Below are 13,090 nucleotides of genomic sequence, written 5' to 3' on the forward strand. Positions count from 1 at the left end.
TCGGATGAGGGTGCAGGCGCGCCTACCGAAACCGCCGCGGCACCGTTGGACGACGCGGGCTCGGCCGTCCCGACTATCGACGTGGCGTCCGCGGTAGCAGGAACCGCCCCGTCCATTGCCGAGGCTTCGAATACCGAATCCGATACCACAGCAAGCGAATCCGGCAGTTCCGCCGCAGCCGTGCAGACTGTGGCTGCCGGCGCGGCCTCCGCTGCGGCTACTGGGCCTGACTCGGCCGCGTTGGCCGAGGTGGACTCCGCCGTGGCGGTCGAGACGTCATCTGTGACTGCTGGTGCGGACTCGGTTGGAGCTGCCGAGGTCGACGCGCCGGCGGCTGTTGGTGCGGACTCGGCTGATGCAGATGCCGCTGTGACTTCCGGCACGGACTCGATCGTCGCGGCGAAGCAGTCTCCGGCGCGGCCGGTGTTGCTGGTGATCGCGGACTCGCTGTCCTACTTCGGCCCGAAGGGCGGGTTGCCTGCGGATCATCCGCAGATCTGGCCGAACCTTGTCGGCGCCGAACTCGATTGGGATGTCGAGCTGGTCGGACGGATCGGCTGGACCTGCCGGGATGCGTATTGGGCGCTGATCGGCGATCCTCGGGTGTGGGCCGCGGTCCCGCGTGCGGGTGCGGTGGTTTTCGCGGTCGGCGGGATGGACACGCTGCCGTCGCCGCTGCCGACCGCGTTGCGTGAGTTGATCCGCTACGTGCGTCCGCCTGCCATTCGCCGCGCGGTGCGCGGCACCTACAACTGGCTGCAGCCGAAGCTATCGAAGCTCGGCCGTCCGGTGGCGCTGCCGCCGAGGGTGAGCGTCGACTACCTGGAGCAGTCGCGGGAAGCGCTGTCGCACTTGCGTCCCGACCTGCCGGTCGTCGCGGTGTTGCCGTCGGTGCACAACTGCGCTGCCTACGGTCGCGTGCACTCGGGCCGCGAGCGCGCGGTGCAGGCGTTGCGCCAATGGTCGGCCAAGACCTCGGTGCCGCTGGTCGATCTCGGCGAAGCGGTGCGCGACAACATCTTCTCCGGTGAGGCCAACCCAGACGGCATCCACTGGGGCTGGGCCGGACACACCGCGGTGGCCACTGCGATGGTGAAGACCTTGCAGGAGGTTCGGTAGTTGGCCGTTGTGGTCGTCACCGATTCCTCCGCCAGCCTCCCCGCCGAGCTCGTCGACGAGCTGGACATCGCCGTCGTACCGCTGCATGTCCTGGTGGGTGATCGCGCGATCCGCGAGGGCGTCGACCCCATCGATATCGACTACTCCTCCGACACCGTGACCACCTCGGCCGCCTCGCCCGGCGAACTACGTGCGGTCTACGAGCAAGCGCTGGATCGCAGCGGTGGTGACGGTGTTGTCGCGGTGCATATTTCGCGCCAGCTCTCGGGGACCTGGGAGGCAGGCAGGCAGGCGGTCCGCGATATGGACGCCGCCGACCGCGTGCGTCTGGTCGACTCGCTCGGCGCCGGCCTGGCCACCGGGCTGCCTGTGCTGGCGGCGGCCCGCCGAGCCCGCGGCGGCGCCGCACTGGACATCGTCTACGACACCGCCGTTGCCGCGTCGAGCCGCGCACGCACCTTCATCTTGGTGAGCCGCACCGAACAGCTGCGCCGTGGCGGCCGATTGAGCAGCGCTGCCGCATTTTTCGGCAGCGAACTGGTCACCAAACCCTTGCTGCAGATCGTCGAGGGCCGTCTCGAGCTTCGCGAAAAGGTCCGCACTCGCTCCAAGGCCTACGCCAAACTCGTCGCGGCAGCAGTCGATGCGGCAGGCGACGACGGCGCCGCGGTAGCCGTCCAACATCTCGGCGCGGAAGAAGTGGCCAACACCGTTGCCACCCAACTCCGCGACCTCGTCCCCGGCATCCGTGAACTCATCATCGCCGAATTCGGCCCCGCCCTCGGTGTCCACCTCGGCCACGGAGCCGTCGGCGTCCTGGTTGTCCCCGGCGGCTGCGCCTGAATCACCCGCCCGTCGGCCCTCGGTGAGTAAACCAATCTGCTTGATCGCAACGGGGTTCAGTGGAGGTGGGGCGGGTTAGGGTCGCGATATGACGAGCTCTGCGCAGCCGCCGACCCGTCCGCCGCTGACTGTGGAGTCGACGGACTGGGAGCATCAGGACGCGGTAATCCTTCGTGCGGAGATGGCTGCCGAAGTCGGCCCCCGGTACGCCTATCTGGCCGAGCAGTTGCGCGTCAATCCGCAAGCGGTCGATCCCGCGACGGTGCACCGGACATTCGTCGCCTATTCGGGCGAGCCGGTCGGGCATGCCGCGGTGCGATGGAATGCAGGCGACCTGGAGTTGAAGCGCATGTTCGTGCGTCCCGCCCACCGCGGCTCCGGCGTCGCCGCCCGCCTGCTCGCCGCCGCGGAAGATGCCGCACGCGAACTCGGCCAACCCCGCCTGATCCTGCAAACCGGCCACCTCCAGCCCGAAGCGGTCCGCTTCTACGAACGCAGCGGCTACCACCGAATCCCCCTGTTCTCCCCCTACGAACCCCTCCCTCTCTCCAACTGCTTCGCCAAAGCCCTGCCCTGACAGACCTCCGCCACGCGATCCATTGACGAACGGGACATGACTGCGGCGAAGCGCGAGGATTTCCCGCCGTGGTGCCGTTCGGTGCCGCGTGGCCAGAGGTCGGCGGCGCAGGAGTGGATGCGGAGGGAACTCGGTGGTAGGTCGGCGACACGCCGATGGTCGTCCATGATGTGCGGCTGGTGGGTTCGGTGTGCCATCTACGATTCCCGGGTGACCGGATACGACCACCTCGACGCGTTCGAGCACCTCGACACCTCGACGCTGCCAGTGCGACAGCAGCAGATTCTCACCACGATTCGGGACTGCGTTGTCCGGCACGGGTATCCGCCCAACACGCGGGAGATCGGCGATGCGGTGGGGCTGCGTTCCTCCTCGTCGGTGTCCAAGCATCTGAAAAGCCTGGAGGACAAGGGGTTCCTGCGCCGCAGCGAGACGATGTCGCGGCCGATCGATGTCCGGATGTTTCTTGCTGCTGCCGCGCCGCGGGAGCCGTCGGACGACTCGGTGGCCGTGCCGGTCGTCGGTGACATTGCCGCGGGTAGTCCCATCCTTGCCGAGGAGCACACCGACGACATGATGACGCTGCCGCGCGAACTCGTCGGCCGCGGTACGGTTTTCGGTCTGCGAGTGCGCGGTGACTCGATGATCGACGCCGCAATCTGCGACGGTGACATCGTGGTGATCCGGAAACAGCATGAAGCCCACTCGGGTGAGATCGTCGCCGCGATGATCGACGGCGAGGCGACCGTCAAGGTGTATCGCCGTCGCAACGGCCACGTATATCTGGAGCCGCGCAACCCCGCCTACGCTGTGATCGACGGCGACGAGGCCGTGGTGCTCGGCAAGGTGGTCTCGGTGATGCGCCGGGTCTGACCCGTCGCGCCATTTGCACCGGTCATGGTGGCGGCCACACTCCGTCGCCATGACCGGGAAATTCCTTTGTTCGATGCTGCGACCAGCTGTAACGTCACTTCGGTTTGTCAACGGATCAACCGAAGGAGTCGATGCTGTCATGAAAGCCGTCACCGAACGCGACATCAGGTCGTCGTTCGTCAACTGTTCCAAAACCACCGCCAAGAAGCTGCCCGCACCTCGGAACCTGGACGATCGTCCATGGGATGACCTGGACTTCCTCGGCTGGGGCGATCCATCGCTGCCCGGACGCGGCTACCTCGTCGTCCCGCAGGAAGATGATCGCCTCATCGGTGTCGCACTGCGCTACGAAATCGGTGGGTTCGGCCGAGCTCAGATGTGTGGGATCTGCATGACCACGCACACCAGCAAGGGTGTCTCGTTGATGACCGCGCACAAGGCGGGCGAGTCCGGCCGCCGCGGCAACTCGGTCGGCACCTATATGTGCACCGACCTCGCGTGTTCGTTGTATGCGCGCGGCAAGAGAACGCCCGCACTCGGTAATCGGTACCGCGAAGACCTCATTTCCGTCGAAACCAAGGTCGAACGGGTCCGGGACAACATGAACGCCTTCATCGCGAGGCTCTACACCTAACCGCAATCCGACCCGATCCAGCAGGCAGCACATGCTGCCGACCCGAAACGGAGGTAGATGCCATGCGCCGACACTCAGGGGCCATGCCACCGGCGCACCCCGAGTTCAGCGACACCGCAACCGAACTCGGGGTGCACAGGATTCCGCTCCGGTTGAGACGGCCCGGGCGATGACCGGACCACCCCATCCGGAGAGGAACCCCTCGGATCACCGGCCTCTCGGTATCCGTCACCGACACCCCTGCCGACGTGGACTTCGCTCCTGTTCGAATTCTCTGACGTCGAGCACGTCCTTTTATTGCAGGCGCTTCGATTCAGCGAGCTCGTCGGCACCGGTGCCGGGCAGGCGGGGTGGGACCTGCCAGTGCGGGCCGTCGAGGCCGAGCTGTTCCAGCAGCTGTCTGCGCTGCTGGTAGGGCAGGCCGATCAGCGATCGATCACCGATGTGCAGTAGGTCGAAGATCAGGTACGTGACCGGGACGGCCTTGGCGAGCGCGTGGATCTTGGCGGGATTGCGCTGGTGCATCCGAGTTGCAGGGCCTCGAACGAAGGTCTGCCGTCGGCCGTGAAGGCGACGATTTCGCCATCGACGACGAATCGAGGGGCCGCGGGAGCAATGTCTGCGATCTCGGGCCAGGCTGCGGTGATGTTCTTGTCGTTGCGCGACATCAGTCGCAGGCCGTCCTCGATGTGGCCGATGGCGCGAATGCCGTCGAATTTGGCCTCGTAGGCCCAGCCCTGTTCGTCGCTGGGGAGAACGCCCGCCATCGCCAGCATCGCCGCGTAGTGCGGCAGTCGTGTCACACCCGCCTCGCCGACATCGCCGGTCCCTTCGTGAACTCGAACGCTGTGCTGGCAACTCCCCGAATAGTACCGACCGGTCTGCCTTTGTCGGTATCGTTCGCGACGCGGTTGTCCACAGCCACGCGGTTATCAACAGATCCATCGAATCCGCTGTTCAGCGCGGATCCCAGGAATTCGAATCGCACTACCGTCACCGCCATGTCACGACACGACGAACGCCGGCGAATCCGCCAGCGCCTCAGCGAACTGACGAGCCGGGTCGGCGCGAGCAGGACAGCCGGGTCCGGGATTCGCGGCGCGATCGAGCCCACATCGCGGGACGGCAGTCATACGCGATGGTCGACGACAGAGATCGCCGCAGCGGCGAGCGAGGGCGAGCTGGTCGGCGAAAACGACCGGGCAGTAGGTCGTAGGCGGCCGGAGGGTATCGCGCTGCGCGTGGCCCATGGGCGATCGGAAGGCGGCGAGCGGGCATGGGAGACACAGTCGCCGGGTGGAGTGCAGCTATCGAGAAAGGCGCAGCGGGTGGGGCAGATCGGGCGGGCAGAGGGTGTGCGCGGTGGCGGGCGATGGGATGACGACCGGTTGCCGACGAGAGGAATGGAGTCGGATGGGTCGGACGGTGAGCCCGGTGGCGAACACGACCTGGCAGGCGGGGACGGTGAGGTCCGCGTGCCAGGGTGGCTGGAGGAGGCAGGGAGCCGCTCGGTGTGGCGGGACCGGATTGTGCCGGAGCGGTTTCGGGGTGCGCGGTTCGATCCGGGCTGGCGGGGTGTGGTGACTTTGGCCTTGGTCGGGCTGGCGGCGATGCTCGCGGCGACGGTGGTCGTGTTGCGGGAACGGCCTGTCGCGCAGCCCGTTCCACCGGTGCCCGCAGTACGCACGACGACCGCTGTTCGCGCCTCGGCGCAGCTGACTTCGGCGCCGATTGTGGCTGCGCCACCCGGTGCAGCGCCGGTGTCGCCCGACGGCCCCGAGGGCGTCACCGGCGTCGAACTGGTCGTCAGTGTTGTCGGTCTGGTGCACAACGGCGGCCTGTTGCGGATACCGAACGGATCTCGAGTGGCCGACGCCATCACGGCGGCGGGCGGTGTGAAAGAAGGCGCCGATCTCAGCGGGCTCAACCTGGCCCAGCGCTTGCAGGACGGCGATCAGGTGCTGGTCGGCGCCACCGGCCCAAGTCCTGGGCCGATGCAATTGGGCAGCACCACCATCAGTGCTGGCCACACCGCTACCCGCCCGGCGCCGCATGTGGGTTCCGCATCGTCACCGTCCATCACCGCCCGCATAGATCTCAACATCGCGACCGAGTCCGACCTCGACGCGTTGCCGGGCGTCGGGCCGGTGACTGCCCGCGCAATTATCGCCTGGCGCACCAAGAATGGCCGCTTCACCGATATCGAACAGCTCGGCGAAATAGACGGCATCGGACCCGCTCGACTTGCCCGCCTGCGCGGGCTGGTGAAGGTATGAGGCTCGAGGGGCGCGAGCCGGTCGGTCGAGCACGGGGATTGTGCAGACCCAGGACTACAGACCGGCAGTGTCCGCCGGTTTCACAACGCGGCGAGAGGCCCTCAGCGGTGGCGCATGAGAGGTGCATGTCCGATGAGTAGCGGGCCTGGGGTAGACCGTCGACCAAGCGACAGCGACAACCGGGACGAAGATCGGGATGACGAGCCGCAGGTGCTCGATGCGCGGCTGCTGCCTGCGACGCTGTGTTGTTGGAGCGCAACGATTGTGGCGGTCACCAGTGGGTGGGTGGTTGGGCTTGTGGTCGCGGCGGGGTTGTCGGTGCTGGCGATCGGGTTGTGGGTGTTGTTGCTGTGGGCGGTTGCGCACCGCAGTGAACGTTGGCGGGTCGTCGCGGTGGTCGCGCTCGCGGCGGTGTTGCTCGGGGTGGGGTTCGCGATCGCGGGGGCGTGGCGGGAGCATCGGGTGGCCACGCATCCGTTGCGGACAGCGATCGGTGCGTCGGTGCGGGTTGTGGCGACACCGATCGATGATCCGAAACCGGTGCGCACCAATTCTTTCGCGGGCGAGCGGCGGTGGACGGTGCGCGCGGAGCTGCGCGAGTACCGACAGGGTGAGGTGACCGTGCGGACCGGTGGTGTGGTGGTGATTCTGGCTTCGGGTGTGGAGTGGGCGCAGCTGTTGCCCGGCGGACCGGTCGAATTCCGCGCGCAAATAGATCAGCCGTGGCATCAGGATCTTTCGGTCGTCACGTTGCGGGCGCTCGATAGGCCGGTCGTGGTCGGAAGGCTGCCGTGGTGGCAACGCGTGGCCGCCGCGGTGCGTACGGATTTCGCTGCCTCTGCGTCTCGTGCCCTACCCGCGGATCCAGCCGGACTGCTGCCTGCACTCGTCGTGGGGGACACTTCGGCATTGCCTGATGACGTGCGGGAAGAGTTCAAAATAGCTGGGCTGCAACATCTGTGCGTCGTCAGCGGTGCGAACTTCACTATTCTGCTCTCGGTAGTGCTGCTCGTAGTGCGTGCCCTCACCCTCGGTCCACGTCTTGCCGCGATGGTCGCAGCGGCGGCGTTGCTCATGTTCATTGTGCTGGCGAGGCCGGATCCCAGTGTGTTGCGGGCCGGTGCGATGGGCGCGATCACCTTGTTGGCACTGGTCACCGGTCGCAGGAAGCAGGCGTTGCCCGCGTTGTGCGCGGCGGTTCTCGGACTGCTTGCAATATGGCCCGAGCTGGCCGTGCGGGCCGGTTTCGCGCTGTCGGTTGTCGCCACGGCCGGCTTGATACTCCTTGCGCCCAGCTGGGCCGATTGGCTGCGCGCCCGCGGTTGGTGGCGGATGCCCGCCGAAATCGTCGCCGTGTCGGCAGGCGCGTTCGTGGTGACCACTCCGCTCATGGTCGCGCTGACCGGACAGCTCAGTCTCGTGGCAGTTCTCGCGAATGTTCTTGTCGCACCTGTTGTCGCGCCGATCACGGTGATCGGCGCAACCGGTGCTGTGTTGTCGTGTATCTGGCAACTGCCTGCCGAATTGGTTCTGCGCTGTGCGGGACCACCGATGTGGTGGCTGCTGACGATTGCCGAACACGCGGCAGGAATACCCGGCGCGACGATCGACCTTCCCGGTGGCTTGTACGGCGGTTCGATCACCGCCGCAGTCGTTGCGGTATTCGTGTGGTCCCTACGGTCGGCCATCGTGCGCCGACTCACGGCCGCAACATTTCTCGGGATAGCGGCCGTCTTGTTTCCCCTCCGGATCTGGCACCCATGGTGGCCACCATCCGGCTGGGTACTTGCCGCCTGCGATGTCGGACAGGGAGACGGGCTAGTCCTGTCGATCGGCGACGGTGCCGCGATAGTGATCGACGTCGGCCCGGAACCCCGTGCCATCCGCACCTGCCTCGATCGCCTCCATATCACCCGAATCCCGCTGCTTGTCCTGACCCACCCGCACGCCGACCACATCGGTGGCCTCACCGGCGCACTCGAAGGACGCTCGGTCGCAGCACTGGCCGTCGGCCCCGGCGAACTCCCCGCAGTACCCGGTTTGCGTCACATCGCGGCCAGCGTCAACGGCGGCACGGGTGATGACACCGCCAGTTCAGCGCCTGCGGCCAACTCTCACGTCACACCCGGTGACCTGTGCAGCTCGATCGGCGACTCGCGTGCCGCGACTGACGGCCCGGGCGCCTCACCCGGTGACCGGTGTGCCCCGATCGGCGACCAGTGCGGCATGACGGGCGGCTGCCCACACGCCGCAGTCGGCGACCCGTGCACCGTGACCGGCGATCCCCCTCCGAGAACCGCCGGCTCATGCGCCATGACCGGCGATCCGAGTGTGACGACGAGTGGGCCGCGTGCCTCGTCTGGCGATCCGCGCGGTTCGACCAGTAAGCCGCGGGCTCCGACCAGCCACGCGCGTGCCGCAACCAATGGGCCGGTCCAGGTCGCAACCGCTGCCGCGCGGGCCGGTGTTCCTGTTGTGGAACTGTCGGCGGGATACGTAATGAGCTTCGGCGCAGTCGAATTGATGGTTCTCGCGCCGACAGCATCTCTGCGACCGTCAGCGGGCAGCGCGGCAGCCGACGACGCCAACGACCGGTCGGTCGTCATCGCCGCCACCACGCCCGCGGGCCGGATCCTGCTGACCGGCGACATCGAGGCTCCCGCCCAACACCGCCTATTGAACTCCGGAGCCCCGGTCCAGGCCGACATCCTCAAGGTCCCACATCACGGATCACGAACCACCGCAGCGGAATTCTTGGCCGCCGTCCACCCTCGCCTCGCGATAGTCAGCGTCGGCGCGGACAACCCCTTCGGTCACCCGCATCCCGGCTTACTCGCCGACTTGGCACGCGCCGGCAGCGGCGTGATCCGCACAGACCAGTTGGGCGACGTCGTGATCACCGGTGCAGGATCGAAAATGCAAGTGGTGACATTGCGCTGAATTGTGGCTCGGTTCTCTCCGCCATGGTGGTCGGCAGCCTTCAGCGAATCCAACTCGCACTCGGAGGCGTTGTCCGGAGATCTTTCTGGGCCTCCGTCCAGTGCGTTTACGCACTGGACGGAGGCCCAGAAAGGACTACATTCGGCCCACCTCTGCGGGCTTCTCAGGCGGTGGCCTCAGATGCACCAGACGACACTGCCGAGAGGGAAGCACAGTGCGATTGATCCACCGGTGGTTGGAGTGGCCGAGGTCGATGTGGGCTCAGCGGATGGAATCGTGCTGGCCGAAGCTGCGGGAGCTGCGATCACACCCAGCGACAAAGCCATGGCGGTCGCGGCGAGGATTTTGGCGGTTCTGTTAGACATTTTGCTTCCTTTGGTTTGGATAAACTTCTTACTTCAATAACTCGTCATCCTCCTCAGTGTGGCCCCGGCCGTCGACGAATGCCAGACTGGGTCAAGAAATACCGCTGACCTCTTTTATCCCCTATAGTCTGGCCGAAGGTGATCACCTGGATTCGGTGCATGATCGTTGCGCACTGGAGACCGAAGCTTATTCGGAATGTTGCCGAGCAAACTGAAAAGAATCACTTTCTTCATCCTTTGCTCGCGCCTCGCGATAGTCGGCGTCGGTGCGGACTACGCCTTGGGTCACCCGCGTCACGGCCTACTCGCCGCTTGGCATGCGTAAGCAGCGGCATCATCCGCACCGATCAGTTCGGCGACATTGTGATCATCGGTGCAGGATCGAAAGTGTGAGTGGTGACATTGCAATCGGTCGGATCTCCTTAGCAAGGAGGAGGCAGACTCGGCATGCGGGAGCGTCGAAGACAGCTCGGCATGCGGGAGCAACGAGGAGACAGCTCGGCATGCGGACAGCGAGAAGACAGCTCGGCATGCGGGTGGGAGCAACGAGGAAGCAGCTCAGCATGCGGGGCTGAGCATTCGGGCATCACAACCGCAGGCCGCAGCCGAAGCAATCGCTGGACCAGCCGAAACGGCGAAGTTGTCCGCCGAAGTGCATATGCGGAGCTGATCGCATCAGCCCCGCCTCTGCGGGCTTCTCAGGGCGGTGGCCTCAGATGCACCAGACGACACTGCCGAGAGGGAAGCACAGCGCGATTGATCCATCCGTGGGAGTGGCCGAGGTCGACGTTGGCTCAGCGGATGGAACTGTGTTGGCCGATGCCGCGGGAGCTGCGATGACACCCAGGGACAAGGCCATGGCGATTGCGGCGAAGATTTTGACGGTTTTGGTAGACATTTTGCGTCCTCCGGTGTGGATATATTTCCGACTGTAATAACTCATCACCCCTCTTCAGTCTTCACCCAGTCGATGACGAATGCCAGCCGGAGAAAGAGATACCGTTGACCTCTTTTATCCCCTGAAAACCAGCCGAAGGCGACTACCTGAAGTCCGGCCTTGATCGTTGCGCATTGGATACCGAAACTTGCTCATAATGTTTCTGAGCAAAACTGAAAAGAAATACTGTCCGCTCGGCTGTCGTCAACCCGCGTCTCGCGATCGCCAACAATCGCTGGACCGGCCACAACACCAAAGTCGCGAGCTGACATGCTGACAATCTGACGGACAGTCTCGATCAAAGGCATGTGTGACAAGCGTCGGGGCGTTTGATCGGGTTTTGCTCGTCTGGGCCCGGGCTGCTCTCTTCGCCGTCGATGTCGGCAGCTCTGGTTGGGACAGCCGAGCAGCGTGGTCGTGGCAAAAGATGTCGGTGGCGGACCGTAGGATCGGGCCCGTGAGCGAGCGCGGCGAGCCAACCAGGGACATGGCGCCTTCGGGTGCGCTGGAGCCGAGCGTCGGCGAGGTGCAGTCATGAGCGTGTGCAGCGAGCGGATCATGTCGCGGTCGATTGCCGGCACCAGGGAGCCCAGCGTCAGCGGGGTGCGGTCGTGAGCGAGCAAGCTGCGGCGGTGCACTTGGTTCTCGGCGAAGAAGAGTTGTTGATCGAGCGGGCGGTCGCGCAGATCGCTGCGCAGGTTCGGGCGGGTGCGTCGGGTGGTGACGCGGTGCCGATTGATCGGTTGCGGGCGGGGGATGCCAGCACGGCTGAGCTGGCCGAGTTGTTGAGCCCCTCGTTGTTCGCCGAGGAGCGGTTGATCGTGCTGGAGTCGGCGGCCGAGGCGGGGAAGGACGCCGTCACGGTGATCACCGAGGCTGCCGGGGATCCGCCCGAGGGCGCGGTGCTGGTGGTGTTGCATTCGGGAGGTGGCCGGGCCAAGGCGCTGGCGCCTGCGCTGCAGAAGCTGGGCGCCGAGGTGCACAACTGCGCCAAGCTGACCAAGGCGGCCGAGCGGGTCGAATTCGTGCGTAACGAGTTCCGGGCCGCAGGGGTGCGGGTGTCGGGCGAGGTTGTGCAGGTGATGTTGGAGGCGGTCGGTTCGGAGCTACGTGAGCTCGCCGCCGCCTGTTCGCAGCTTGCCGCCGACACCGGCGGCAAGATCGACGTCGCGGCCGTTCGCCGCTATTACTCCGGCAAAGCGGAGGTCTCCGGCTTCGACGTCGCCGAGCTGGCCGTTGCGGGTGACCGTCCCGGCGCGATGGAAGCACTGCGCTGGGCCAATGATCGCGGCGTCCCGCATGTCCTACTCGCCGACGCACTCGCCGACTCTGTACACACCATCGCCCGCGTCGGCTCCGCGGGTCGCGGCGACCCCTTCAAGCTGGCCCAACAGCTGGGCATGCCCCCATGGAAAGTGAAGAAAGCCCAAGCCCAGGCCCGCGGCTGGAGCTCGGCAACCATCGGCTCCGCCCTCCAAGTGGTCGCCAGCCTGAACGCCGACGTCAAGGGCGGCGCCGCCGACCCCGGCTACGCCCTGGAACACGCTCTCACCCAGATCCTCGACCTGCACTCCGCAGGTTGACCGAAGCGCCGCGCTTTCCGGCCGGTCTAGTGAACGGGGCTCCGGCCTGTTCAGCGCACCGGCATCGTGGCCAACAGCGGCATGTATTTCCCTCACAACCGCTGCACGACGTCTGCGGCATGGACAGCGCACTACCGACTCCACCGACGGTGCGCTGGTCCTCGATCATGCGAGTACTGTCGACGTCGTTCGATTCCATCCTGGGGGTTTCCTATGTTGATTTGGGGCTGGCGGCGCACCGTCCAGCAACTCGCCATGCTCACGCTGGTATGCGGCAACTGCCACAATCCGGCGGCGCACGCTCTGCGCAAACTTGTCACCAAGTTCACGCTCTTCTTCATCCCGCTCTTCGCGCTGAAGACCAAGCACACCGTGCAGTGCACGTGGTGCGGAGCGGAATCGGAAGTGCCTCACCAGCGTGTCCCCGAACTGCTGCACCAGGCGCAGACGGCGGGTGCGGGGCACGGTGCGTGGCAGCCACCTGCCCCGGCGCCGCCGGATCAGCATTATCCGAGGTAAGGCGTTGCCTCACACCGCTTTCGGTGCCTGCACCAGTGCCGCCGTGGCCCGGCGTACCAGCGGAAGCACCAGGAGCAGGGTGGGGAAGGCGATGGGCCAGGACACCACCCACGAGCGCAGCCACATCCCTACCGCGAGGCCATCGCTCATCAGGGTGCTGATCAGGGAGACGATGCAGGTCATCAGGATCGACAGCAGCATCGGCATGAGCACCGACGCATAGCGGGCGGGCAGTTTGAAACCGGTGCGAGAGTTGGTGTTCGCGGAAGTCATCGGTTCACTCCGTAAGGTCGTCACAGCGCCGATTCCGCCGGGCGGCGGAATCGGCGCGTTGGTTGACGTGAACGCTTACGGCGACGCGATGTCGTGGCACCGAGCATAGGACAGCGGTTCGCGGCGGTGCAAGCCAGCTCTGCGCCGCCGC

The 13,090-nt window shown here is 65.9% G+C and carries 12 protein-coding genes; 9 read left to right on the forward strand and 3 right to left on the reverse strand.

Annotation, left to right across the window (positions count from 1 at the left end; all coding sequences use genetic code 11):
- Positions 1–390 precede the first annotated feature (390 nt).
- From octT to OHA42_RS13300, 5 genes are all read left to right on the forward strand, one after another.
- Positions 391–1,119: a diglucosylglycerate octanoyltransferase gene (gene octT / locus OHA42_RS13280; protein ID WP_406239317.1), complete on the forward strand. Its 729-nt coding sequence runs from the start codon at positions 391–393 to the stop codon at positions 1,117–1,119.
- Positions 1,120–1,962 (forward strand): DegV family protein, encoded by an 843-nt coding sequence (locus tag OHA42_RS13285; protein ID WP_406237166.1) that lies wholly within the window; start codon positions 1,120–1,122, stop codon positions 1,960–1,962.
- An 88-nt stretch (positions 1,963–2,050) separates the two neighbouring features.
- Positions 2,051–2,539: a GNAT family N-acetyltransferase gene (locus tag OHA42_RS13290; RefSeq protein WP_406237168.1), complete on the forward strand. Its 489-nt coding sequence runs from the start codon at positions 2,051–2,053 to the stop codon at positions 2,537–2,539.
- Positions 2,540–2,749: 210 nt separating this feature from the next.
- On the forward strand, positions 2,750–3,412 hold the full coding sequence (gene lexA / locus OHA42_RS13295) for a transcriptional repressor LexA (protein WP_406237170.1): 663 nt from the start codon (positions 2,750–2,752) through the stop codon (positions 3,410–3,412).
- A gap of 139 nt (positions 3,413–3,551) precedes the next feature.
- Positions 3,552–4,046: an FBP domain-containing protein gene (locus OHA42_RS13300; RefSeq protein WP_406237172.1), complete on the forward strand. Its 495-nt coding sequence runs from the start codon at positions 3,552–3,554 to the stop codon at positions 4,044–4,046.
- Positions 4,047–4,340: 294 nt separating this feature from the next.
- Here OHA42_RS13300 and OHA42_RS13305 read toward each other — a convergent pair whose 3' ends face one another.
- Both OHA42_RS13305 and OHA42_RS13310 read right to left on the reverse strand, forming a co-directional pair.
- On the reverse strand, positions 4,341–4,571 hold the full coding sequence (locus OHA42_RS13305; RefSeq protein ID WP_406237174.1) for a hypothetical protein: 231 nt from the start codon (positions 4,569–4,571) through the stop codon (positions 4,341–4,343).
- Positions 4,508–4,849 carry a hypothetical protein gene (locus OHA42_RS13310; RefSeq protein WP_406237176.1) on the reverse strand — a complete coding sequence of 114 codons (342 nt, stop codon included), beginning with the start codon at positions 4,847–4,849 and terminating at the stop codon, positions 4,508–4,510. Before OHA42_RS13310 ends, OHA42_RS13305 begins: the two co-directional genes overlap by 64 nt.
- 600 nt (positions 4,850–5,449) lie before the next feature.
- Here OHA42_RS13310 and OHA42_RS13315 point away from each other — a divergent pair.
- The 4 genes from OHA42_RS13315 to OHA42_RS13330 all read left to right on the forward strand — a co-directional run bounded on the left by OHA42_RS13315 (position 5,450) and on the right by OHA42_RS13330 (position 12,666).
- The gene (locus tag OHA42_RS13315) at positions 5,450–6,322 is read left to right on the forward strand and encodes a helix-hairpin-helix domain-containing protein (protein ID WP_406239319.1); all 873 of its coding nucleotides are present in this window, start codon (positions 5,450–5,452) and stop codon (positions 6,320–6,322) included.
- Positions 6,323–6,454: 132 nt separating this feature from the next.
- Positions 6,455–9,262: a ComEC/Rec2 family competence protein gene (locus tag OHA42_RS13320; RefSeq protein WP_406237178.1), complete on the forward strand. Its 2,808-nt coding sequence runs from the start codon at positions 6,455–6,457 to the stop codon at positions 9,260–9,262.
- 1,913 nt (positions 9,263–11,175) lie between these two features.
- Positions 11,176–12,147 (forward strand): DNA polymerase III subunit delta, encoded by a 972-nt coding sequence (holA, locus tag OHA42_RS13325; RefSeq protein ID WP_406237180.1) that lies wholly within the window; start codon positions 11,176–11,178, stop codon positions 12,145–12,147.
- Between the two features lie 213 nt (positions 12,148–12,360).
- Positions 12,361–12,666 (forward strand): hypothetical protein, encoded by a 306-nt coding sequence (locus tag OHA42_RS13330; RefSeq protein ID WP_406237182.1) that lies wholly within the window; start codon positions 12,361–12,363, stop codon positions 12,664–12,666.
- 9 nt (positions 12,667–12,675) lie between these two features.
- On the opposite strand, the gene OHA42_RS13335 is transcribed toward OHA42_RS13330, so the two are convergent.
- On the reverse strand, positions 12,676–12,939 hold the full coding sequence (locus tag OHA42_RS13335) for a DUF2798 domain-containing protein (RefSeq protein ID WP_406237184.1): 264 nt from the start codon (positions 12,937–12,939) through the stop codon (positions 12,676–12,678).
- Between the last annotated feature and the right edge of the window lie 151 nt (positions 12,940–13,090).

Source organism: Nocardia sp. NBC_01009 (genome assembly GCF_045208035.1).
Classification (GTDB): domain Bacteria; phylum Actinomycetota; class Actinomycetes; order Mycobacteriales; family Mycobacteriaceae; genus Nocardia.

Excerpts from the sequence above, each read along its gene's own strand:
- OHA42_RS13290 (WP_406237168.1), top strand. The coding sequence starts at position 2,051 with ATGACGAGCTCTGCGCAGCCGCCGACCCGTCCGCCGCTGACTGTGGAG.
- OHA42_RS13300 (WP_406237172.1), top strand. The coding sequence starts at position 3,552 with ATGAAAGCCGTCACCGAACGCGACATCAGGTCGTCGTTCGTCAACTGT.
- OHA42_RS13305 (WP_406237174.1), bottom strand. The coding sequence starts at position 4,571 with ATGCACCAGCGCAATCCCGCCAAGATCCACGCGCTCGCCAAGGCCGTC.
- OHA42_RS13315 (WP_406239319.1), top strand. The coding sequence starts at position 5,450 with ATGGAGTCGGATGGGTCGGACGGTGAGCCCGGTGGCGAACACGACCTG.
- OHA42_RS13320 (WP_406237178.1), top strand. The coding sequence starts at position 6,455 with ATGAGTAGCGGGCCTGGGGTAGACCGTCGACCAAGCGACAGCGACAAC.
- OHA42_RS13330 (WP_406237182.1), top strand. The coding sequence starts at position 12,361 with ATGTTGATTTGGGGCTGGCGGCGCACCGTCCAGCAACTCGCCATGCTC.
- OHA42_RS13335 (WP_406237184.1), bottom strand. The coding sequence starts at position 12,939 with ATGACTTCCGCGAACACCAACTCTCGCACCGGTTTCAAACTGCCCGCC.